The 21,432-nt window shown below is 65.2% G+C and carries 21 protein-coding genes; all 21 read left to right on the forward strand.

Going from position 1 to position 21,432, the window contains the following annotated elements:
- Positions 1–368, forward strand: a 368-nt coding sequence (locus LI953_RS13075) for a FliG C-terminal domain-containing protein (protein ID WP_304505194.1), incomplete at its 5' end; no start/stop codon positions are given.
- Complete coding sequence (locus LI953_RS13080; RefSeq protein WP_227076536.1) at positions 368–1,768, forward strand: flagellar hook-length control protein FliK; 1,401 nt, start codon at positions 368–370, stop codon at positions 1,766–1,768. The genes LI953_RS13075 and LI953_RS13080, both read left to right, overlap by 1 nt.
- Positions 1,761–3,023: a FliM/FliN family flagellar motor switch protein gene (locus tag LI953_RS13085; RefSeq protein ID WP_227076537.1), complete on the forward strand. Its 1,263-nt coding sequence runs from the start codon at positions 1,761–1,763 to the stop codon at positions 3,021–3,023. The genes LI953_RS13080 and LI953_RS13085 overlap by 8 nt, the downstream gene beginning before the upstream one ends.
- Positions 3,020–3,283, forward strand: coding sequence for a flagellar biosynthetic protein FliQ (locus LI953_RS13090; protein ID WP_227076538.1), 264 nt, complete (start codon positions 3,020–3,022; stop codon positions 3,281–3,283). Before LI953_RS13085 ends, LI953_RS13090 begins: the two co-directional genes overlap by 4 nt.
- A complete protein-coding gene (locus LI953_RS13095) occupies positions 3,276–5,375 on the forward strand; it encodes a flagellar biosynthesis protein FlhA (protein WP_227076539.1) in 2,100 nt (699 codons plus the stop codon). The genes LI953_RS13090 and LI953_RS13095 overlap by 8 nt, the downstream gene beginning before the upstream one ends.
- Positions 5,368–5,934, forward strand: a complete 567-nt coding sequence (locus LI953_RS13100) for a sigma-70 family RNA polymerase sigma factor (protein ID WP_227076540.1) — start codon at positions 5,368–5,370, stop codon at positions 5,932–5,934. The genes LI953_RS13095 and LI953_RS13100 overlap by 8 nt, the downstream gene beginning before the upstream one ends.
- Positions 5,931–6,734, forward strand: coding sequence for a flagellar motor protein (locus LI953_RS13105; protein WP_227076541.1), 804 nt, complete (start codon positions 5,931–5,933; stop codon positions 6,732–6,734). Before LI953_RS13100 ends, LI953_RS13105 begins: the two co-directional genes overlap by 4 nt.
- 6 nt (positions 6,735–6,740) lie before the next feature.
- Positions 6,741–7,538 (forward strand): flagellar motor protein MotB, encoded by a 798-nt coding sequence (locus tag LI953_RS13110; RefSeq protein WP_227076542.1) that lies wholly within the window; start codon positions 6,741–6,743, stop codon positions 7,536–7,538.
- Positions 7,539–7,550: 12 nt separating this feature from the next.
- Positions 7,551–7,808 (forward strand): hypothetical protein, encoded by a 258-nt coding sequence (locus tag LI953_RS13115; protein WP_227076543.1) that lies wholly within the window; start codon positions 7,551–7,553, stop codon positions 7,806–7,808.
- The gene (locus LI953_RS13120; RefSeq protein WP_227076544.1) at positions 7,805–8,458 is read left to right on the forward strand and encodes a FliH/SctL family protein; all 654 of its coding nucleotides are present in this window, start codon (positions 7,805–7,807) and stop codon (positions 8,456–8,458) included. Before LI953_RS13115 ends, LI953_RS13120 begins: the two co-directional genes overlap by 4 nt.
- The gene (locus LI953_RS13125; RefSeq protein WP_227076545.1) at positions 8,455–9,795 is read left to right on the forward strand and encodes a FliI/YscN family ATPase; all 1,341 of its coding nucleotides are present in this window, start codon (positions 8,455–8,457) and stop codon (positions 9,793–9,795) included. The genes LI953_RS13120 and LI953_RS13125 overlap by 4 nt, the downstream gene beginning before the upstream one ends.
- The gene (locus LI953_RS13130) at positions 9,792–10,217 is read left to right on the forward strand and encodes a hypothetical protein (protein ID WP_227076546.1); all 426 of its coding nucleotides are present in this window, start codon (positions 9,792–9,794) and stop codon (positions 10,215–10,217) included. The genes LI953_RS13125 and LI953_RS13130 overlap by 4 nt, the downstream gene beginning before the upstream one ends.
- A gap of 47 nt (positions 10,218–10,264) precedes the next feature.
- Positions 10,265–11,467: a flagellar hook-associated protein FlgL gene (gene flgL, locus LI953_RS13135; protein ID WP_227076547.1), complete on the forward strand. Its 1,203-nt coding sequence runs from the start codon at positions 10,265–10,267 to the stop codon at positions 11,465–11,467.
- 10 nt (positions 11,468–11,477) lie between these two features.
- Entirely contained in the window at positions 11,478–14,924 is a 3,447-nt protein-coding gene (locus LI953_RS13140; RefSeq protein ID WP_227076548.1) for a hypothetical protein, read from the forward strand.
- A complete protein-coding gene (gene flgA / locus LI953_RS13145) occupies positions 14,921–15,589 on the forward strand; it encodes a flagellar basal body P-ring formation chaperone FlgA (RefSeq protein ID WP_227076549.1) in 669 nt (222 codons plus the stop codon). Before LI953_RS13140 ends, flgA begins: the two co-directional genes overlap by 4 nt.
- A gap of 110 nt (positions 15,590–15,699) precedes the next feature.
- On the forward strand, positions 15,700–17,202 hold the full coding sequence (locus LI953_RS13150) for a flagellin (protein WP_227076550.1): 1,503 nt from the start codon (positions 15,700–15,702) through the stop codon (positions 17,200–17,202).
- A 63-nt stretch (positions 17,203–17,265) separates the two neighbouring features.
- A complete protein-coding gene (fliD, locus tag LI953_RS13155; protein WP_227076551.1) occupies positions 17,266–18,663 on the forward strand; it encodes a flagellar filament capping protein FliD in 1,398 nt (465 codons plus the stop codon).
- Between the two features lie 14 nt (positions 18,664–18,677).
- The gene (locus tag LI953_RS13160; protein WP_227076552.1) at positions 18,678–19,052 is read left to right on the forward strand and encodes a flagellar protein FliS; all 375 of its coding nucleotides are present in this window, start codon (positions 18,678–18,680) and stop codon (positions 19,050–19,052) included.
- The gene (gene flgM, locus LI953_RS13165; RefSeq protein WP_227076553.1) at positions 19,049–19,354 is read left to right on the forward strand and encodes a flagellar biosynthesis anti-sigma factor FlgM; all 306 of its coding nucleotides are present in this window, start codon (positions 19,049–19,051) and stop codon (positions 19,352–19,354) included. Before LI953_RS13160 ends, flgM begins: the two co-directional genes overlap by 4 nt.
- Entirely contained in the window at positions 19,351–19,815 is a 465-nt protein-coding gene (locus LI953_RS13170) for a hypothetical protein (RefSeq protein WP_227076554.1), read from the forward strand. The genes flgM and LI953_RS13170 overlap by 4 nt, the downstream gene beginning before the upstream one ends.
- A 165-nt stretch (positions 19,816–19,980) precedes the next feature.
- A complete protein-coding gene (locus tag LI953_RS13175) occupies positions 19,981–21,399 on the forward strand; it encodes an APC family permease (RefSeq protein ID WP_227076555.1) in 1,419 nt (472 codons plus the stop codon).
- Positions 21,400–21,432 lie beyond the last annotated feature (33 nt).

Below are 21,432 nucleotides of genomic sequence, written 5' to 3' on the forward strand. Positions count from 1 at the left end.
GCATGTCCGACACGATCCTCAACGCGATCGATGCGCGAGACGCGAAGACGGCGGAGAAGATCCGCGAGAATCTATTCACCTTCATCGATCTTATCAGGCTGACAGACCGCTCGATGCAGATCTTGCTGCGTGAGGTTCCTGGCGAAAAACTCGCCCCGGCGTTGCGTCTGGTGGACGAAACTTTGCGAACCCGCTTTTTCCAGAATCTTTCGGCCCGGCAAGTGGAGATTCTCAAGGAGGAGTTGCGGTCCGGCCCACCCATCCGCCGCGCCGATGCGCTCGCCGCGCAAAGCGAAATTGTCGAAGTCGCGCTCAGGCTTTCGGGCGAAGGGCGCATTACCATCAGCGCGACAGAGGAGATGGTCTGATGACCGTTCCCGCGATCAGTTCAGTAACCCAATCGACAGCGCTTGCCGCCGGCAGCGCGTCCAGATCCGATGCGGGGACGTGGTCGAGCGCGCTGGCGCAAGCCAACACCGTCGCGCCGGCTGATGCGGCTGTTCTCGGAATATCGGGCAATGAAGCCGGGTCGGGAGAGCCTGATAAAGGCGCTAGCCAAGCCAAGGTGCCCGCGGACGGCGTTAGCGCCGATCAATCCACCATTCCCTCGGCGGAGAAAAAGCCTGCGAAGCACATGGCGTTGACGTCGTCGGTTACTTCGAGTGACGCGGCACCTGCCGTGCAGACGGACAAGAGAACGCAGAGCGCGAATCCACTTGCCATAATGCTCGCGGGTAACATGCCGCAAGCCGAAAGGCTGGTGCCGGGTGGTGGCAAAACCCAGATGGCTGCCGATGCCGCGTCGGGTACAAGCGCAACGCCCGCAGATGCGGCCGCCGCCGCGATTCAGCAAGGTCATGGCGCGGTGCCGGACAGTCTTGCTGGTTCGGGAAGCAAGGTGATCGATGTACACCCGGGGGCGCAGGAGGCATTGCACGGCGCGGCGACGAGGCCTGCCGCGGATGTGAAGGCAAATATTGGCGCTTCAGCGATGAGCGCTCAGAGTGGCGAGGTATCGCGGACAGCCTTGATGCAGCAGGCCAGCGTCGAGCTGATGCAACAGCAGCCTGACGCGGATGGCGAGAGCGCTTCCAGAACCGGAAATGGCAAAGCGGCCGCCCCAATCGCGGTGTTGCAAACTGCGGGGACGAAGCCAACGCCGAGTACGGTCGCCGGCCTGCTCGCGCGTGGCTTGGTGCGGCAGACCGTTACGATGGCGGTGCCAACGAAGGCAACCGACACCCCGCGTCGCATTGATGCCAGCTCGATCGCGGTGGTCGCACAGGGTAACGTTGCGGCGCTTGGTACTCCCATCGCAACGGTCATATCCGGAACGATCTCGGCTCTGCCCGTCGCATTGGGCAGTACCAGCATTGCGGCGAGTTCCTCCTCGGCCTTGGCCGCCACGGTCAGCGCCATGCATCAGGCTGGTCAGAGTGGCGCCGTGCTCCACATTGATCCGCCGGGCTTGGGTAATCTGTCGGTGCATGTTGGGCTCGGTCAACAGGGGCAGGTAAACGTATTGTTCGTACCGGATTCCGCTGCGGGGGCGCAGGCCCTGCAATCGGGCCTGAGCGGGTTATCGCAGGCGATGGCGCAATCCGGCCTCACGCTGGGTCAAGCGCAGATCGGTGGCCAGTTCGGCCAAAACGCAGGACAGGGCGGACAAAGCGGGCAGGGCTGGCGCGGTGACGGTACCAGTACGCCCCAACGCAACGCAACGGAAACTTTGCGGCGCGATAATGGTGGAGTGAGCGCTTATGCTTGAGGAGTTTATGGAGGCGGAAACCATCGATCTTCTCGACCCCATGCGCGCGCCGCAATTGCGGTCGCTGCTCATGGAGAATCTGTCTGACCGCTTCATGCGGCAGATCGCCTTTGCGCTCTTCCAGCGTATGCGTCACTCGGTGCAGTTACTTTCCTGCATCAACAACGTGATTAGTCACGAAGCCGCGATATCCGCGCTGCCAGAGGTGATGCTGGCGGGCATTTCCGAACTCGCGCCGCTGCGTGGACGCATGTTGCTGGCGATTGATGGTGATCTGATCGGTGCGATGGTCGACGCGCTGTGCGGCGCCACGACGGTGCATCCGTTCGAGCGTTATGAGCTGTCGATGATGGAAACCCGCATCGGCAGGCAGATGATCGATCTGTCGCTCGCGACAATCACAGAGACATTGAATCCCGCGGTACAGTTGGACCTTACGCCCATCGCCTATGAAAACGCGACCGGCATGCTCGCGATCGCCGACGGTCAGGACTGGATGATTACAGTCACTGGCATTTTTGAAACCGCGCTCGGCTCCGGGACGATCAAGCTGATTGCCCCTTATGCGGGGTTCGAGCCGCTGGAGGCCAAGGTGGCGGCGCAATCGGGGCTGCTTGGCGGGCGGGGCGAAGATACAAGCTGGATCAACGCCATCGAGTCGCTTGCGGAAATGACGCAGGTTGATCTCCGATTCGAAGTCGCCCGCGCCGTGGTGCCGCTGGCGGTGTTCGAGCGGGTGGCGATGGGCAGCATCCTGCCGCTCTCCCTCTGGGGCGAGGCGGTCGCGGTTTCTGGCGATGTCGATCTCTTCTGGGCTGATTATGGCCAGGAGAATGGCCAGGTCTGCTGCCGGGTGAGGGCAATTGACGAAGAGGGAGATGCAAGCATGTCTGAACAGAAAACCCGTGCCAATACAGCCGACCGGCTAGCCGAGCCGGAGCGCGTTGAACTGGAGCGCCTGCAAGGCCAGCCGCGTGGCGCTCCCATCCTCACCGCGCGCAATGTGCTCGACAAGGTGCAGGTGGCCCTCTCGGTGGAACTCGGGCGCACGCAGATCACGGTGAAAGATTTGCGCGCGCTGCGGCATGGGCAGATCCTGGCGCTCAACCAGGCGGTTGGAGAACCGCTGGCGATTTATGCCAATGACCAGAAGATGGCCTATGGCGAAGTCGTGGCCGTGGGCAATGACCGCTACGGCGTGCGGGTGACGGCGCTGGTTGAGGATTCTACGACGGATACCGGAGGCGAGGCATGAGTTCCCAAGGGTTGAGCGTGGGCGCCTGGGTGGCATTTGCTGAGCTCGCCGCGCCAATAATGCTGCTCATGCTGGTCATCGGTCTCGCCGTGGGCATTGTGCAAACCGCCACGCAGGTCAAAGAGGCGTCGATCCCCTTTGTATTAAAACTCGCCGGACTAGCGGCGCTCAGCACGGCGGCAGGGCGGCTGATGCTGGGGGGCGTGGAAGCCTACGCCGCGCGTTTGTTTCTCGCCATTCCGGGGTTGATCCATGGCTGATGCCGCCGCGCTGCCGCGCGCCAATCCACTGAGTCTCACGCAGCTTTCCGGGCCCATTGTCGTTCTGCTCGTGCTGGTGATGCTGGTGGTGCCGTTGCCGCCGGCGTGCATATCGTTTCTCTTCGCGTTGAATATTTCGGCCGGACTCGTGATTCTCGGCGCATCGCTTTACATTCCCTCGCCAGCGGAATTCTCGGCCTTTCCATCCGTGTTGCTGGCGACAACGTTGATGCGCCTGGCCCTCAACGTCGCCACCGCGCGCGCCATTCTGCTCAATGGCTATGCCGGGCCGGGCGCTGCCGGTCGGGTCATCGAATCCTTCGGCCAGTTCGCCGTGGGCGGCAATTATGTGGTTGGCGGCATCATCTTCGTCATCCTCATTATCATTAATTTTGTCGTGGTGACCAAAGGCGCTTCGCGTGTGGCCGAGGTTTCGGCCCGCTTCATGCTGGATAGTCTGCCCGGCCGGCAAATGGCGATCGATGCCGAGATCAATGCCGGCATCCTTTCGCCCCAGGCGGCGGAGCGGCGGCGCGAAATGTTGCGGCGTGAGGCGGATTTCTTCGGTGCCATGGACGGCGCCAGCAAATTCGTGCGCGGCGACGTGGTGGCGGCGATGATCATCCTCGTTGTCAATATGGTTGGCGGTCTCATCATAGGCACCCTGCAATTCGGCCTGCCGCTAGCCGACGCCGCGCGCACCTACACGCTGTTGACGGTGGGTGATGGTCTCGCCGCGCAGATTCCCTCGCTCACCATTTCGGTCGCCGCCGGTTTGGTGGTCACGCGCGTCGCCACGGGCGAGGATATCGGTGGGCAGATCAAGTCGCAGCTTTCCAAATATCCTCAGGCGCTCGCTATCGCGGCGGCGCTGACCGGCGCGATCGGGCTGATCCCCGAGATGGCGCATATCCCGTTTTTCGCTCTGGCCGCGGCTTTGGGCACGGCGTCCTGGCGGCTCTCGCGCGCCGCGCAAGCGCCTGAGGCCGCGGCCGAAGCCGGTAAAACTGGCGGCATCGACAACCAGCCTGCGGAGGCGAAAGTGGACTCGCTGGTGGATGTCACCGGGGTCGATCCGCTGGGTATGAATATCGGCTTCGCCCTTACGCCGCTAGTCGGGGCGGGCGAGGGGCGCTTGCTCAACCGCTTGACCGCCGTGCGCCAGCGTTACGGCCGCGCGATGGGATTTCTGGTGCCGGCGGTGCATATCCGCGACTCCTCGGAACTAACCGCGCATGGCTATCGCTTTACCCTGCGCGGCGCCGCGATTGGCGGTGGCGAGGTGTGGCCCGGCCAGTGGCTGGCGATCGAAGGCCCGATGGTAACGGAAAAGCTGACCATCGGCCGGGCAGTGAAAGATGCGGCCTTCGGCCAGGCGGCGGTCTGGATTCCGCCAGGCGCGATTCCGGCGGCGGAGGAGTTGGGCTATACGGTTGTCGACGCGCCGTCGGCCATCGCAACGCATTTTGCCGAGATTTTGAAGCGCTACGGTGCCGAGTTGCTCGGCCGCCCGCAGGTGGAGGGGCTGATGACCCGCCTCGCTGAAACCACGCCGCGCCTGGCTGAGGATTTGCGAACCAACCTGTCCATTGGCGTCGTCCGGCAGGTCTTGCAAGGGCTGCTCGCCGAGGAAGTGCCGATCCGTGATTTTGAGCGCATCGCCGAAGCTTTGGTGGAAGCCGCCGATGCTGGAGCGAAGGAGCCGGAGAAATTGCTGGCGGCGGTGCGCCTGCGGCTCGGGCGCTTTATCGTCAGCCAACTTGCAGGCACAGAGACGACATTGCGTGTGGCCGTGCTGCAACCGAAGCTGGAGGAGCTGATCGGAAAATCTCTCCGCACGGCCAAGGATGGCGGCATGGGGGCCGAGGTCGAGGCCGAGACGGCGCAGCATCTGCGCGACGCGGCGGTGCAGGCGGCGCGGACGATGCGGGCGAAAGGCGCGCGGCCGGTGTTGGTGGTGCAGGCGAATATGCGCCGCGCCATCGCGCGCACGGTGTCGGGGCTGCTTCCTGTCGTCGCGCTGGAGGAAATTCCTGACACGATGCCGCTGCAGGTGATTACCACCGCAGAGCCCGGAGGCGTGCATGCCTGAAGCCGTCTCGCGCACCGATGACGCCGCCTTAACCGCGCTCTACGGTAATTGGATCAAGCGCATGGCGCTGCTTCTCAGGTCGCGGATGCCCTGGGCGGATCTCGACGAACTGCTGCAATGGGGCGCGATCGGCATGATGGAGGCGACGCAGCGTTTCGACCCGAGCCTGGGGGTTGAGTTCCAGGCCTTCGCCTCGCGGCGGATTCGAGGCGCCATGATTGACGGGTTGCGCCGCGATGGCGCCCATCGCCGGGGTGAAGCCTCCTTTGACCCTGAGCATGTCGAGATGGTGGCGGTGGAGCGTGGTCTGGCGCCCGAGGATCCGCTCGCGATCCTGCAGCGCGAGGATAACCGAAGCCTGCTGGTGGCGGCGCTGAAAACTCTGTCCGAGCAGGATTATCAAGTTCTTGCCATGCATTTTTTCAACGACATGAATAATCGCGAGATCTCCGCGGTGCTGGAGATCAGTGAGGGGTACGCGTCGCGCATCCGCAAACGCGCGCTTGAGAGCCTCGCGATCTACATCAACGCCGCCGCCAAGGAAGAAATGGTGCCATGACGAGTCTACTGGGTTTGATCGCTGGATTTTTGAGCATTATTGGCGGTGCGATATCAGACCATGTGCCGCTAAGCTCACTGCTCAATTTCACCGCCTTTCTGATTGTGCTGTGCGGATCGTTTTCGGCCTCCACCCTGCATTTCGGCCTGGGCAACATGATCAGCGGCCTCAAGGCGTTCATGTGGCTGATTAAGCCGCCCTCGGTTGATTTGCATAAATTCATCGATCAGGTGACCGAGTGGTCCTCGCTGGCGCGCAGCCAGGGCACGCTGGCGCTGGAAAGCGTGATCCCGGATGTCTCAGATCCGTTCCAGAAACAGGGGCTGCAGATGATCGTCGACAACACCTCGCCCGACGATTTCGCCATCATCCTTGGCACGATGGCCGAGAATGCCGCGCATCATCAGCAGATCCCGGCCGAGGTCTGGGAGGCGATGGGAGGCTACTCCCCAACCATCGGCGTAATGGGCGCGGTAATGGGGCTGATCCATGTGATGATGCGCCTCGACCACCCGGACGAGCTGGGTGAAGGCATCGCCACCGCGTTCATCGCAACGGTGTACGGCGTTGGCTTCGCCAATCTGGTCGCGTTGCCACTAGGCAACCGCCTGAAGCAGCTTGCCAAAAAAATGGAACGCGAGCGCGAGGTGGTGATGCAGGGTTTCATGCTGCTGGCGGAAGGCAAGCCAGGTATCGTCATCCGGCAAAATCTCAGCTCCTTCCTCGATGACCATGGCAAGAAGAAGGGCAAGGGCGGTGCGGATGCCGAGCCGGAAGCCGTCGCCGCGCCAGCGGAGTAGCGATGCATGGCGTCTGTACCCAAAAAGAAAGCGAAACCCCAAAAGCCTGAAAATCACGAGCGCTGGGTTATTTCCTACGCCGATTTGCTGACGCTGCTGCTGGCCACGTTCGTGGTTTTATATGCGTCGTCGCAGCGCGACCGGCACAAGGCGGACGAGGTGGCGAAATCTTTCCTACAGGCTTTCCAGGGCATGCCGCCCGCAATCACCACGCCCACGCCAACGGGCTCGCGCGGCGTGCTTCAGCATCAGGATTCGGCGGTACCAAAGCCAAAGGAAACACCGGGAGCCTCGAAACTGCCCAAGACCATGGCGCATCAGCTTTCCGATTCCATGCAGACCCTGCAGGCATTGCAGATGAAACTTTCCGCCCTGTTCCAGCCGATGATCGAGAAGCATCAGATGACAGTGACCAGCGCGCCGCTGACACTGACAATCCAGCTTGACGCTTCGGTGCTGTTTCCCTCGGGCGAGGCTGATCTGACGCCGCAAGGCACGGCGCTGTTGAAGCAGGTCGCGGCCGGCTTTGTCAGTCTCCCAGATGGCTTCCGCATCGTCGTGCAGGGCTATACCGATAATCAGCCCATCGCCACCGCACAATTTCCCTCCAACTGGTCGCTCTCAGCGGAGCGCGCGGTGACAGTCGTGGCGCTGTTTGTCGCCTCCGGTGTGCAAGGCGAACAACTCGCGGCGGAAGGGTTCGGCGAATTCTCGCCAGTTGCCGATAACAGCACCGATGCGGGGCGCGCGCAGAACCGGCGCGTGGTCGTTGTGGTGCACGCACCTGATCCAGCGCAGAAATAAGGAGGATGGTTGATGGCGAAGGGAGCAAAAAAGCCGAAACTTCTGAAGCCGATGATGCTGACCATCGCGGCGGCGGCGGCCTGGGGGGCGGTGCATGAACCGCTGACTTTCACGGTGGCGAGCGCCGGGGTGTGGGCGCTACAGGTGCTGGCGGTGGCGCTGCTAGTGCGCGCGGCGCTGGCGCTGCTCACACCTGGGATGACTCTCGGCATCGCGCTGCTCGGCGCCGCCCTGCGCCAGACGGCGAACGGTAAGGAGGTGCAGCCATGAGCTTCGTCACGGTATCCGAGGCGCGCAACAAAGCTTTCGTGCAGACAGTGTTGGCGCAAGATATGGCCGATCTGGCCGCGCAGGACGCAGAGATCACGCGGCGCGCGCGCCAGGAGGCCGCCAAGCTGCGCGAAAAAGCCGAAGCCGAGGGGCGTGAAGCCGGGCTGCAAACCGCCCTCGCCGAGGCCGCGCCCTTGCGCGCGGCGCTTACCTCCGCCGCCGGGGCGCTGCAAGCCGCCACCGCCCAGCTCGCCGCGCCGCTGGCGCAGAAGGAGCACGATCTCGCCGGCCTTGTCACTGAACTCGCCTTTCTGCTGGCAAGGCACATCATCGGCGCCGAGGCTGGCCGCAATGCCGCGGGGTTGCAAACGCTGGTGACCACGCTGCTGGAGGAAGCCGCCGCCGCGCGCGGGCCGCGCCAATCGCTGCGCCTTCGCCTCAACCCCGCCGACCATGCCGAGATCACCCCGCTGCTCGGGCCGCAAACCGCGCAATTGATCGCCGATGACAACATCGCGCCGGGCGGCGCGCTGGCCGAACTGAGCAGCCCGGATGGCGATCCGCTCGATAAGATCGAGTGGGACGCGACATTGCAGGGGCGGGCGGAGGCGATCCGCAACGCGCTCGGCTTGGCGGAGGATATGGCATGATCAACATTGAGGCCGTGCGTGCGCAGGCGCGTGAGCGCGTCCGCGCGGCGCTGGCGGTGGACCCGGTGCGCCGCTTCGGCCGCATCGTGCGCGCCAGCGGCGATGTGCTGCACGCCAGCGGCATCCGCGCGCCGATCGGGGCGCGCTGCCTGATCGACATGCCGGACGCCGCCCCGCTACCGGCCGAGATCGTCGGGTTCCAGGAGGGTGGGCTACTGCTGATGCCCGAGCAGGGCGCGCGCGGGGTGGTGCGCGGCGCGCGGGTGCATGTGGAGGGCGGCACGCACGCGCCGCTGGTCGGCCCGGAACTGCTCGGCCGGGTGCTGGATGCGCGCGGCGCCCCGCTGGACGGCTTGCCGCCGCCCGCCGTATCGCACCCCTGGCCGCTGATGGGCGTGAGCGTGAACCCGATGACCCGCGCGCGTCTGGACCAGCCCTTCGATGTCGGCGTGCGCGCCATCAACGCGCTGGCCACGTTCGGGCGCGGCATGCGTGTGGGGCTATTCGCGGGGTCGGGCGTGGGTAAGACCACGCTGCTCGGCATGCTCTCGCGCCATGCCCAGGCCGATGTGGTGGTGGTGGCGATGATCGGCGAGCGCGGGCGCGAGATCAGGGAGTTCATCGAGGACCATCTCGGCCATGCGCGGCAGCGCAGCGTGGTGGTGGCCTCGCCCGCCGACGATACCGCGCTGAGCCGCGTGCATGGCGCCTATCGCGCCGCCGCCATTGCTGAATATTTCCGGGCCCAGGGCCAGCACGTGCTGCTGGTGGTGGATAGCCTCACGCGCCTGGCCATGGCGCAGCGCGAAATCGGGCTGGCGGTGGGCGAGCCGCCCGCCACCAAGGGCTATCCGCCCTCGGTATTCGGCGCGCTCGCGGCCTATGTCGAGCGTGCTGGCAATGGCGCGGAAGGGCAGGGCAGCATCACCGCGATCTACACGGTGCTGGTGGAGGGTGACGACCACGTGGGCGATCCGGTGGGCGACACGGCGCGCTCGGTGCTGGACGGCCATATCGTGCTGTCCCGCGCCATGGTCGAGGCTGCGATCTACCCGCCGATCGACATCACCGCCTCGCTCTCGCGCCCCATGCCGGGGCTGGTGCCGCCTGAGCATATGGCGCTTGCCTCGCGTTTCCGCGCGCTCTGGGCGCGTAAGCGGGAGAAGCAGGATTTCATCGACCTCGGCGCCTATGCGCCGGGGCGGGACAAGTTACTGGACGAAGCCATTCAACGCGCCCCGGCCATGGAGGCGCTGCTGCGTCAGGACAAAGAGTCCGGCGTAACCCTGGCCGAGAGCGTGGCGGCGCTGCGCGCGGCCCTGGGTGAAGCGGCGTGAAGGCGGCGACGCTCGCCCGGCTGGATCTGTTGGCCGCCGAGCGCGAGGCCGCGCTGCTCGAAACCATCAGCCAGCAAAATTTAGCCTTGCAGCAGGCGGCGTATCAGCGTGGTATGCTGGTTTCCTATCGCGAGCGCCTCGCCGCCAGCTGGCAGGGCGGCGCGGTGGTGAGCGCGGCGCAGGCGCGCCGGGCCGGGCAATTCGCGGCCGGAGCCCTGGGCGCGCAAGGCCAGCTCACCGACACCGAAGCCGGCACGCGCGCGCGGCTGGATGCGGCCATTGCCGATCTCGCCCGGCTCAAGGCGCACCGGCGCAAGCTGGCCGAGCGGCTGCGCGCGCTTCAACGCCAGGCCAGCGCGGCAGCGGAGCTGAAGGCGGCGCAAAATCTGCCCTGGCGGGGCCGCTCCCGCGCCGGTTTGTAATCAAACGCTAAGATTTAGCCCGCCATATGGTCCCAAAGGAGACCAAAATGGATTTGTCGCTCTTTACCAGCTTCACCGCCTCCCTCACCGCGCAGGAGGCGCAGATCGCGCAGCTGCAACAGCAGATCTCCAGCGGTGTGGCGGTGCAGACGCCGGACCAGAACCCTGCGGCGTATGAGACTGGCGTGCTGGGCAATGATCAGATCAGCCAGTTGAACGGTGACAACACCACCCAGGCCGCCGTGCAGGTGCAGCTCGGCAATGTGAGCGACGCTTATTCCTCGATGAGCACGCTGTTCGACAATGTGCAGACCATCGTCGAGCAGGCGCTGAACGGCACCACCAGCGCCGCCAACATGAACGCGCTCGCGCAGCAGGTGAAATCCGCGTCGCAGCAGCTGCTCGGCATCGGCAACAAGACAGCGCCGAACGGCACCTATCTGTTCGGCGGCTCGCGCGGCTCGCTGGCGCCGTTTCAAGCCAACGCCAATGGCGATATCGTCTATTTTGGCGATGGCGGAGGCTCGCGGGCCAGCATCGCCCCGGGGCAGACGGCCAGCACCCTCGCCAATGGCGATGTCCTCGTCTCCAGCCTGGCGGGGGATGGCATCTCCAATGTCACCGCCAACAGCGCCAACACCGGCAGCGGGCAGATTTTGCAACAGGGCGTGGTCAATGCCAGCGCCGCCAACGCGTTCCAGCAGGGCGGCGCGGCCATCACCGTCACCTTTGGCGGTGGCAACACCTATACCGCGACGCAGAATGGCAGCGCCATCGCCAGCGGTACGCTTTCCACCAGCAGCGGTACCACGCTGCAACTGGCCGGCGTGGATTATCAGATCACCGGCAGTCCGGCGAATGGCGATCGTTTCACCATTGCCCCCGCGCGCCCGCAATCGGCCTTCACCCTGCTGCAAAACATCTACAACGCCTTGGCCAGCACCAGCGGCACCCCGGCGCAGGTGGCGCAGACCAACCAGGCGCTCAACCAAAGTCTCGCGGGGCTGGCCCAGTATCAACAGGCGGTGCTGACCGCGCAGGCGCAGAACGGCGTGACCTTGCAGGCGATCACCACCGCCGCCGCCAGCAACACCGGGCAGGCCACCAAAACGCAAATCAATGTCGACAACGCGACGGCGGTGAACATGCCGGCGGCGATCTCCAGCCTGACCCAGACCATGACCGCCCTGCAGGCCGCGATGAAGACATTCGGCACGGTGCAGAGCCTGAGCCTGTTCAAATATCTCTAAGGATGCCGCCATGTCGGACGCGATTTTCATTGTCGGTTACTACCGCAGCGGCACGTCCGCGCTCTCCGGCGCGCTAATGCGCGCGGGGGTAAAGTTCTATAACGATGCTGACCCAAACGAGCACAACCCGCTCGGCTTCTATGAAATTCCGGAGCTTATCCAATATGATGCCGATCTGTTCGCGCGCCTGGGCGTGGATTGGACGGATGTGCGCGGCCTGCCGCCCGGCTGGACCGAGCGCGCCGATCTCAGTGCCTTCTGGTCGCGCCTTGAGGAAATCATCCGCCGGCGCTTCCTCTCCGCGGATAAGCTCTGGGGGCTGAAGCACCCGCATCTGTGCCGCACCCTGCCCGCCTATGAGCGCGCCGCCCGGCAGGCCGGGCACAAGCCGCATGTGGTGCATATCTTCCGCGACCCGTGGACCGCCGCCGCCAGCCAGCAGCGCAAGAATGGCCTGAGCCGCGCCCATGCCTTGTTGCTATGGATGACCTACGCCACCTCTGGCGAGCGTCTGGCCCGGCATTTGCCGCGCAGCTGGACGACCTACCAGGATTTGCTCGACAGCCCCTCCGCGCAGCTGCGCCGGATTGCCGTGGAGCTGGATCTGCCGCTCGGTGCGCGCGGGGTGGAGGACGCCGCCAGCTACCTCACCACCCAGCTCAACCGTAGCGAGCCGCTTGCGCGCGAGGGGCTGTGCCGCCCGTTGGAGCGCCTCGTTGCCCGCACGTGGGAAGCGATCCAGGCACGGGAGTTCATCCCCGAAATGTGGGACGGTTTCGCCGAGGAGACCGCCGATCTCGTCGGCTTCCTGAGTGAGATCGGCGCCAGCCGCGGCCGCGCGCTACCGGCTCTGGGCGGCTCCTTCACCCAGGTCGCCGGGGCGGCGCGGCCCGCCGGTGGCGCCACCGCCCTGCGTCCGCCCGAACGCAGCGATGACGGCGCCAGGACCCGCCTGCGCGCGATGCAGGCGGCGGCGGGAGAGCTGCCGCGCCTTGCTGTCGTGATCGCCGCGCCCGCTGGCCGCGCCCACGCGGTGAACGACACCCTGGCCGCGCTCGACGGGCAGTGGGAGCGGCCAGCCAGGATCATTATCCTGGCCGCCGATCCATTATCGCTCGATGGCCATCAGGTGACGGCGGTTGACCCGGCGCCAGAGGCGATGAGCCGCGCCCTCTGCGCCGCGCTGAACGACGCGGCGGCGGGCGCGGATTATCTCGCCGTGCTCAATGCCGGCGACACGGTCTCCCCCGACGCCTGCCTGCGCTTCGCCCTCCAAGCCGCCGCCACTGGGGCCGAGATGCTGTATTGCGACGAGATCGTCCCGCGTGAAAACGGCCAGTGGGTGCGGCGCAAACCGAGCTGGGACATCACCCGCCTGCGTCAGGCCGCCTACCTCGGCGATTGGGTGTGGTACGGCGCGGGCGCCGTGCGCCGCCTGGGCGGGTTCGACCCGGCGCGCGCCGGGGCCGAGGAGTTCGATGTCCAGCTCCGGCTGGCCGAGGCCGGTGCCAAGGTCGAGCGCCTGCCGGAGGCGCTGTTCACCCGCAGCGCGCAAAGTCGGCGCGACGACATCCGGGCGGACATATTCTGCGCCCGCGCCGCCCAGGCGGTGCAGGAGCATCTGCGGCGCGCCGGGCTGCCGGCCGAGGTGCAGAACCGCCAGCATCTCGGGCTGTTCCACCACATGCGCAATGTGGCCGACCCGGGCACCAGCATCATCATGCTCTGCGATGGCGGCGAGGTTCCGGCCCTCAATGGCTGGCTCACCGCGCTGCTCAGCGGGCAGCCGCTCACCGGCCCGGTGATCCTGGCTGGGGCGGAGCTGAATCCCGGTCTGCAGAATTATCTCACCGAGGTCAGGCGCCAGACCGCGGCGCTGGAGGGCAAGGTGCTCGCCGTGCCGCCCGCGCCCGGCCTCACCCAGGCCGAGGCGTTGCGCCAGGCGCTGGCGCTGGTACCCACCCCGCATGTCGCGGTGCTGGATGCGCGGGCCGAGACGGCCTCGCCCTATTGGCGGGAGGCGCTGCGCATGCGCCTGGCCGACCCCGGCGTGGCCCTGGTGGCGGCACGCACGCTGGTGCCGCTTGAGGGCGCCAACAAGACCCTCACCATGGTGCAGGGGCCGATCGTGATCGGCGCCGATACCCGCCTGGGCGCTGGGCATCTGGCCGACGACCCTGGCCCCGGCGGCTGGCTGCTGGTGGACCAGGAGGCCAGCGCCCTGGCGCCGCCCGGCTTGCTGGCGCGCACCGCCGCCCTGGCCGCCTGCGACTTCCCGGCCCTGAGCGGCGACGCGCTGTGGATCGACCTGTGCGCGCAGATCCGTGCCCAGGGGGCGCGGCTGGTCTGGACCCCGGATATCTCCTTCGTCATGCCCGCCGGCGCGGTGCAGGCCGATGCCGCCGCTTCGTTCCGCCAGGGGTCGGAAGCCGCGCGGGCGCTGCCCTGGGCCGATCCCTATCACCATCCCGCGCTCTCCCTGCATGGTGATCTCCTGGCCGACGAAGCCCGCGCCGGGCTGGTGCCCGCCAGCCCGGCCGACCCGCTGGACCTGCTGGTCACCGGCGCCCCTGGCCCCGGCGCGGCGGCGCTCAACGCGGCGCGGACGCTGCGCCGCGACGGCGTCTGCTCGGCCGATTGGGCGCCCGAACGGCCCAACGCCGCCGAGCTTGGCCGCCGCGCCCCAGCCGCCTGGGTGCGGGTGAATCCGGCCGTTCCGGCCTTCCCCCACAGCCCGGCCTACACCGCGCTCTACACTGCCATGCCCGCCGATCTCGACTCGGCCAAGCCCGTGCTGGCCGCCGCCTCCGGCGTTTATGCCACCTCACCCGCGTTGGTGGCCAAGCTGCGCGGCCTGGTTCCCCCGGGCCAGCCGGTTGGGTTGTGGCGCCCCGGCTTGTCGCGTCACATCTGGGCCGGCCTGCAACCCGGCACTGGGCTCAACACCAAGCCGCGCGTGCTCTGGGTCGATGAGGGCAACAACCCGCCCTGGTTCCAGGAGCTGATCGCCGCCACGCTGGACAGTGCCGCCTGGATCGTGGTCGAGCGCTCCGGCGAGACCTATCCAGGCGCCATGTCCCGTCTCACTCTGCCCGAGACCGAGGCGGACTGGGCGCAGGCGATGACCGAGCTGGGGCCGCAGATCATGGTCCGCCCCGCCAATATGGAGGCTTACGCCGATCACTACCCCCTCCTGCTGGCAGCGGCGGCGGGGTGCCATCTGCTGGTGGATGACCGCTTCGACATCCCCTCCAGCCTCGGCGCGCTGCGGCTGAAGAACCGCCTTCCAGCCTGGAAGGAGGCGCTCAGCGGCGCGGTGGCCGATCTTACCGCCACGTTGAAACACGGCCAAAAGACCCGCCAAGCCGCGCTCGCCCTGCCCGCCAGCGAAGACGTCCCGCCCCCCTGGGTTGATTTCAGCGCCAGCGCCGCTGGGCTGCGGAGCGCGGCGGAGTGAACCGCCGCGCCCTCGCCGCCCTGCTCGCCCTCTGGCCCGGCTTTGCCCTCGCCGGGCAGAACCCCGGCGCGGTGAGCGCGGCCGTGCGCCAAGCCGCGCAGATGGTGGCGCCGCCCGACGCCACCCTCACCCTGGGGCCGGTGACCGGGGCGGCCTATATGCAGGCCTGCACCGCCCCGCTGGCCGTGAGCATGAGCGGCGTGGCGCCTTATGAGCAGGCGGCGGTGCATTGCCCCACCCCGGGCTGGACACTCTATGTCGCCGTCACCGTGGCGCAGAGCGAGGATGTGGTGGTCACCGCGCATCCCGTGGCCGCCGGGCAGAGTTTGGCGGCTGGCGACCTCACCGTGCGGCGCGAGCCGGTGCAGCTTTTCGCCGGGCGGCAGGTCTTCGCCGACCCCGCCCAGCTCGTCGGTTCCAGCGTCATGATGTCCCTCGCCGCGGGCATGGTTATCACGCAAGACACGGTGCAGGCCCCGCTGGTCATCAAAGCCGGGCAGACGGTCACGGTTCAGGTTATCAGCGGCGGCGTGGTGCTCTCGGTCAACGCCGTGGCGCAGCAGCCGGGCCGCATCGGCGACACGATTTTGCTCACCAATCCCTCCTCGGGCCGGCGTTTCTCCGCCGAGGTCACGGCGCAGGGGCCGGTGGTGCAGCTGCAATAAGCGGCATCTGGAATTTTTCTGTCGGATAAAATTTTAAGTTGTAAAATATGAAAACAAAACCCGCCAGCCGCGAATAAAGGGGTACGGCAACCTCAAACAAGGAGATCATCATGTCGGCCGTTGGTTCCATCCTGACAAATACCGGTGCCCTCTCGGGGCTCAACTCTCTCGCCAACACCACCGCGAACAACAACAACCTTGAGACTCAGCTTTCCAGCGGTCTGTCGATCAACTCCCCGTCCGACAACCCGGCGGGCTATATTACCGCGCAGGGCTTCACCTCGCAGCTCAACGGCCTCACCCAGGCGGTCTCCAACGCCAATCAGGGTGTCTCCCTGCTGCAGACGGCGCAGGGCGCCATTTCCCAGCAGATCGGCATTGTTCAGCAGCTGAACTCCATCGCCGTGCAGGCCGCCAACGGCACGCAGACCGCCGCTGAGTCGCAGTCTCTGCAAACTTTGGCCAGCCATTTGACCAGCCAGGTCTCCACCATCGCCAAGCAGACGCAGTTTAATAACATCAACCTGCTCGACGGCTCTTTCCAGGGCGTGCAGTTTCAGGTTGGCGCGAATGAGGGGCAGACGATGAGCCTCTCGATTTCCAACACCAATGCCAACGCGATCGGCATGTGGCATTCCTCGGCGGCGAGCGCCGTTTATAAAGGCACCAATGGGTCGGCCAAGAATGGCCAGGTCGGCAGCGCGGCCATCACGCTCGGCGCGCCGGGTGCGGCAGTGGGTGCCTTCACGGCCGGCGCCGCGACCATCACCGGCGCCAACGGCGCCAGCCAGGCGGTCACGTCCACCGCCGGAGAATCCGCCGCCTCCCTGGCGGCCACGGTCAACAACCTGTCGAGCCAGGCTGGCGTGCAGGCCCAGGCCTACACCCAGGCGACTTTCCAGCTGACGGCTGGCACGAACGGCCAGTACCAGTTCAGCATTCAAGCGGCGAGCAGCGGCGCGACCACGATTGGCAGCCAGCAGAAGATCGTCGCGTCCTCGGCCGCAGGCGTGGTGTCTGAGATCAACAGCCAATCCTCGACCAGCGGCATCACCGCGTCGCTCGATAAAAACAACAACCTGGTCCTTACGCAGTCCGCTGGTGAGAACATCAACATCACCGGTGCCAGCTCCGGCTCTCTGCAGGCGGTTAACTCCAAGGGCACGGCCATCGCTGGCGCGTTGATCAAGACTGGTGCGGCATCGGCAGTGATCCAGGGCCAAGTGCAGTTGCAGTCCTCCGGCGCCTTCTCCGTTACCAACGGTGCGGCCATCGGCGTGAAGGGCAACTCCAGCCTTGCCGATCTGGGTGACATCAACGTGTCCAACACCAGTGGCGCGAATGCCGCGATCAACGTTGTGAAGTACTCGCTGGCCACGTTGAACAACCAGGGCGGTTCGCTGGGCGCCGTGCAGCAGAGCCTCACCGCGAACATCAACAACATGAACACCACCAGCCAAAACCTCACCACCGCTCTCGGCGTGGTGCAGGACGCCAACATCCCGGCGGTCAGCACCAAGCTGACGCAGTCGCAGATTCAGGCGCAGGCCGGTGTGGCGGCGCTCAAGGCCTCCACCCAGCTGCAGCAATCCTACACCTCGCTGCTGCCGTAAACCACGCGACGGGGCCGGAGCATCACGCTCCGGCCCACCCCTCATTTCCGCAATAGGTGATCCATGACGTCCTCGGTGAGCGCGCTTAGTTCGTCCGCTATTTCCTCGCAAATCAGCAATTACGCGGCCAAGCTGCAGGCGCCGATCACCCAGTTGCAAACCCAGGTCAAGACCGAGCAGGCCGAAATTTCCGCCTGGGGCAGCATCAGCGGCGCGGTCTCCACGCTGTCGCAATCTTTGGCCAACATCAAAGATTTAAGCACAATCAACAACAAATCCGCGAGCACCGCCAACAATGCTGTCGCCACCGTCTCGGCCACCAGCTCCGCCGCCACGGGGGCGTATAATCTGAGCGGCGTGAAGCTCGCACAGCCGCAGGAGATCTATTCCTCGCTGCTGAGCTCCGGCAATGCGACCCTTTCCGGCGGCGCCGGGTCACTGGTCTTCACGCTCGGCGGCGGCAAGAGCGAGACCGTGTCAATCGGCTCCGGCAGTCTAACGCTCAATGGTGTCGCCGCGGCCGTCAACAAACAACATGGCGGCGTGCAGGCGAGTCTCATCGGCACCGCAGCCGGCACGCGGTTGGTGTTGCAAAGCAGCGCCACGGGCGGTTCCGCCGCGTTCACGGTGTCGGGCACAGGTGCGCTCGCGCAATTCTATTTCAACCCGAGTTCCGCAACCGCCCATAGCGGCGAAACACTGGCGCAAGCCGCGCAAGATGCCACGCTGTCTCTGAATGGCGTGCCCATCATCAGCGCCTCCAACACGCTCACCAACACCATCCCGGGAGTAACGATCACGCTGGCTGGCTCGGGCGCCACCTCGCTCGCGGTCAGTTCCTCTCCGGCCGGCCTTTCCAACGCCGTGCAAGGCGTCGCCACCAGCCTTAACGCCGCGATTTCCGCCATCGCGAAACAGACGAAGTACGTGCCCGCCAGCACCGCCAGCGGGTCAGCCCAGGCTGGCGTGTTGCTGGGGAATTTCTCGGCCACCTCGCTGAAGAGCGAATTGATGTCGGCGGTCAGCAGCCTCGTCGCCAGCGGCGTCAGCGCCGGCGCGGCGGGATTGTCGATCAGCAGTTCTGGCGCCGTAAGTTTCAATACGTCCAGCTTCGCCAGCCAATACGCCAAAAACCCGACGGCGGTGCAGAAGCTCATTGGCACGCTCTATCAGAAGCTGAACACCATCTCTGCCAGCGCCATCGGCAGCGCCGGAGGCTCCAGCGCAAGCACGGGCAGCACGAAGAAAAATACGGGCTTCATCACCGCGCAGACAGCGTCGCTCAACGGTATTGTCACCTCGCTCGACAGCCAGATCACGCAGTTGACCAAGCAAGGCTCGGCGTCGCTCAAAAATATGCAGTCGCTCTACACGTCCGCGGAGACGGCCGCCAACTCGGCGTCCATCACGCAGACTTATCTCAATATTTTCAACACGAACTCCTCTTCTTCGAACGGTTAACCGGACGGCGTATCATGGATATCATCAACGAATACCGTGCTTCGATGTTCGATGGCCAAGCCGATGTTGCGTGGCTGCACCAGGGTTGGCGGGGCCTGCGCCTTTATGGCCGGCGCGCCCGGTTGGCGATCGCGGCGGGGGATGTCGCGACCAAGGCGATCATGCTCGCGCGGGCCGATGATTTGCTCACGCTGATGAGCGGGATTCTCGACACCAGCGATGCCAGCACGCTCGGCCAGGCGCTTATGACCATCTATTCCGCCTTGCGTTACACGCTGCTGCGCGCCAATACGGAGAACAGCCTCTCCGCACTCGATGATTTCGAGGCGGCGCTGGCGATTCTGGATCAGGACATGGCGAAAGTTTCTGAAGGGGCGTTAGTGGCATGAGCAACACCATCCCTCCGCTATCGGCGGCGACATCTGCCGCGGTTACCACCGAAGCCGCCCCCCCGCCCGCCACCGCAAAGTCCACCAGTTCGGCAGAGACGACGCCGCAAACCGAGGCCGTGACCTTGAGCGATGCCGCCCAAACCAGCACCCAACTACTTTCCGCCGCGCAACAATCTGCTGGCATCGACCATGAAGCGGTTGCGCGCATCCGCAACGCGCTCGCCGCAGGCAATTATAACGTCGCGCCAGAAGATCTGGCGCAGGCCATGGTCGCCGTTCTGAAAGTGACAAGCAAATGAGCATCTCCGGCCAATTCCGCACGCTGGATCTCAAGCCGGAGCCGCCTGCGGTCGCTGATATACTAGCCCGCGGCCTTGATCTGGTTGAAAGTCTCGGCCTCAAGCTGCATCACTTGGACGATCTGATGCTCACCGGCCGCCCCAATGAGATTTCAGACGCCGCCGCCGCGGTCGAAGGCGCGATCCGAGACGCATCACCCACCTTCACGCAGATCGCGGAGACCGTCAGCCGTCTCGGCGCGTCCAATTTGGTCACAGCCGCTGAACAATTACGTAAGATTGAAGAAGACGATGCCGCGGGCTTGGCCGAGGCCCTGCGCGGCGCCCTAACCCGCTTTGCGAAGCGCTCTTTCAGCGCCAATCGGCGCGCGCAGCATCTCAATCGGGGATTGAATGCTGCGCTGCAATCGCTCCAGGCCTTAGGCGTGCAAGAGGGCGGGCGGCTGATCGCGGAAGCCTGAAAGGGCACAGCCACTGCATAAAAGCCTTCTCGTCAGGCTTGGTCTCACCGATGTTAGAAAGACGTTGCCGAAGCTCTCAGCTTTGTCATATTGACGAATCCTGCCTTATGGCAGAGTTTGCCGTCGCCGCATGCCGGTAAATCATAATAGCTGAGGAGGTTTAATATGGCTACAGTCATGAGGAGCGGAGAGCGCCTCAAGCGTGACAGTCTAGGTCTGTCACAAATCATCGCATCCACGCTGGCGAATATCGCTCCGGCCATGAGCTTCTTCTTCGGCTTCGGGGTGATTGTCGGCGGTGCGGGTGTGGGGGCGCCGCTAACCATTCTGCTGGCCATGGTGGTGATCCTGTTCCTCACCAACACCCTCGCGGAATTCTCCAAATACCGCCCTTCCACCGGCTCCTTCGTCACCTTCATCGGCATGACTTTCGGCCCCACGGCCGGCGCCGCCGCCTCCATCTTCGTGGTGGTTGGCTACTGCATCGCCGCGGCTTCGGTGGTTGTCATCTCCGGCGGCTGGGCGGCACAGACCCTGCAAATGTTCCTGGGTGTTCACGTTCCCTGGCAGATCATCTCCGTCATCGCCACCGCCATCGTTGGCATGTTGGTCTCGCGCGGCATCGGCCTCTCCACCACCTGGGCCGCGATCTTCTTCTATTTCGAGTTGATCCTGCTGGTCATCGGCGCCGTCATCATGCTGGTGATCAATCATGGGGCGATGTCCATCGCGCCGTTCCTGCCGTCCTCGATCTCGGGCGGTCTGGCTGGTGTGGGCGCCGGGTTCCCGCTCGCCATCTACCTGTTCATCGGCTGGGAGAACTCGGCGATGCTGGCCGAGGAGACCACCAACCCCCGCCGTAACGTGCCTTACGCGCTGCGCGTGGGCACCATCTCGATCGGCGCACTCTATATCTTCCTCGCCTATGCGGTGGAGACGGCGTTCCACAACAATGCCACGGCCATTGGCAATTCCGCCATTCCGTTCGTGGATGCCCTCAAGGCCTCCGCCGCGGTGCTGCTGTTCATCGCCTATCTGGCTGGCCTGACCTCCATCTTCTCATCGCTGATCGGCCTGACCAACGCCCAGGCGCGCATCCTGTTCAGCTCCTCGCGTGAGGGATTGCTGCCGGGCTTCTTTGGCAAGATCCATCCGCAGCACAAGACCCCGCACACCGCCATGTGGACCTTCATCGTGGTGGCGCTGCTGCTGGTACTCGGCTTCGGCACGCTGGAGAATATCGACCCGGTGACCCTGTTCGGCGATACCGGCACCATGGGCACCATCCCGGTCATCGTCACCTACCTGCTCACCAACCTAGCGCTGCCGGTCTATATGCTGCGTAAGCACCGCGACGAGTTCTCGGTGATCAAGCACCTGATCGTGCCGCTGCTGGGCACCGCCTTGATGCTGTTCCCGCTTTGGGGCCTCGTGCAGCCGGGTCAGTCCTATCCGTTCAACCTGTATCCCAAGCTGGCGGGCGGCCTGCTGGTCCTGTCCTTCATCTACGGCGCCATCCTGGCCCGGCGGAATCCGGATCTGGTCCAGCGCATTGGCTCCTACGTCGCCGACGAGGAATACTAAGCAAACCAGCAAGGGCGGCATCTCGATGCCGCC

Origin of the sequence: Acidocella sp. KAb 2-4 (genome assembly GCF_020567705.1) — a bacterium.
Taxonomy (GTDB): domain Bacteria; phylum Pseudomonadota; class Alphaproteobacteria; order Acetobacterales; family Acetobacteraceae; genus Acidocella.

What these genes read in the sequence shown, in the direction of transcription:
- LI953_RS13080 (WP_227076536.1), top strand. Translation starts at nt 368, where the DNA reads ATGACCGTTCCCGCGATCAGTTCAGTAACCCAATCGACAGCGCTTGCC.
- LI953_RS13085 (WP_227076537.1), top strand. Translation starts at nt 1,761, where the DNA reads ATGCTTGAGGAGTTTATGGAGGCGGAAACCATCGATCTTCTCGACCCC.
- LI953_RS13090 (WP_227076538.1), top strand. Translation starts at nt 3,020, where the DNA reads ATGAGTTCCCAAGGGTTGAGCGTGGGCGCCTGGGTGGCATTTGCTGAG.
- LI953_RS13095 (WP_227076539.1), top strand. Translation starts at nt 3,276, where the DNA reads ATGGCTGATGCCGCCGCGCTGCCGCGCGCCAATCCACTGAGTCTCACG.
- LI953_RS13100 (WP_227076540.1), top strand. Translation starts at nt 5,368, where the DNA reads ATGCCTGAAGCCGTCTCGCGCACCGATGACGCCGCCTTAACCGCGCTC.
- LI953_RS13105 (WP_227076541.1), top strand. Translation starts at nt 5,931, where the DNA reads ATGACGAGTCTACTGGGTTTGATCGCTGGATTTTTGAGCATTATTGGC.
- LI953_RS13110 (WP_227076542.1), top strand. Translation starts at nt 6,741, where the DNA reads ATGGCGTCTGTACCCAAAAAGAAAGCGAAACCCCAAAAGCCTGAAAAT.
- LI953_RS13115 (WP_227076543.1), top strand. Translation starts at nt 7,551, where the DNA reads ATGGCGAAGGGAGCAAAAAAGCCGAAACTTCTGAAGCCGATGATGCTG.
- LI953_RS13120 (WP_227076544.1), top strand. Translation starts at nt 7,805, where the DNA reads ATGAGCTTCGTCACGGTATCCGAGGCGCGCAACAAAGCTTTCGTGCAG.
- LI953_RS13125 (WP_227076545.1), top strand. Translation starts at nt 8,455, where the DNA reads ATGATCAACATTGAGGCCGTGCGTGCGCAGGCGCGTGAGCGCGTCCGC.
- flgL (WP_227076547.1), top strand. Translation starts at nt 10,265, where the DNA reads ATGGATTTGTCGCTCTTTACCAGCTTCACCGCCTCCCTCACCGCGCAG.
- LI953_RS13140 (WP_227076548.1), top strand. Translation starts at nt 11,478, where the DNA reads ATGTCGGACGCGATTTTCATTGTCGGTTACTACCGCAGCGGCACGTCC.
- LI953_RS13150 (WP_227076550.1), top strand. Translation starts at nt 15,700, where the DNA reads ATGTCGGCCGTTGGTTCCATCCTGACAAATACCGGTGCCCTCTCGGGG.
- fliD (WP_227076551.1), top strand. Translation starts at nt 17,266, where the DNA reads ATGACGTCCTCGGTGAGCGCGCTTAGTTCGTCCGCTATTTCCTCGCAA.
- LI953_RS13160 (WP_227076552.1), top strand. Translation starts at nt 18,678, where the DNA reads ATGGATATCATCAACGAATACCGTGCTTCGATGTTCGATGGCCAAGCC.
- flgM (WP_227076553.1), top strand. Translation starts at nt 19,049, where the DNA reads ATGAGCAACACCATCCCTCCGCTATCGGCGGCGACATCTGCCGCGGTT.
- LI953_RS13170 (WP_227076554.1), top strand. Translation starts at nt 19,351, where the DNA reads ATGAGCATCTCCGGCCAATTCCGCACGCTGGATCTCAAGCCGGAGCCG.
- LI953_RS13175 (WP_227076555.1), top strand. Translation starts at nt 19,981, where the DNA reads ATGGCTACAGTCATGAGGAGCGGAGAGCGCCTCAAGCGTGACAGTCTA.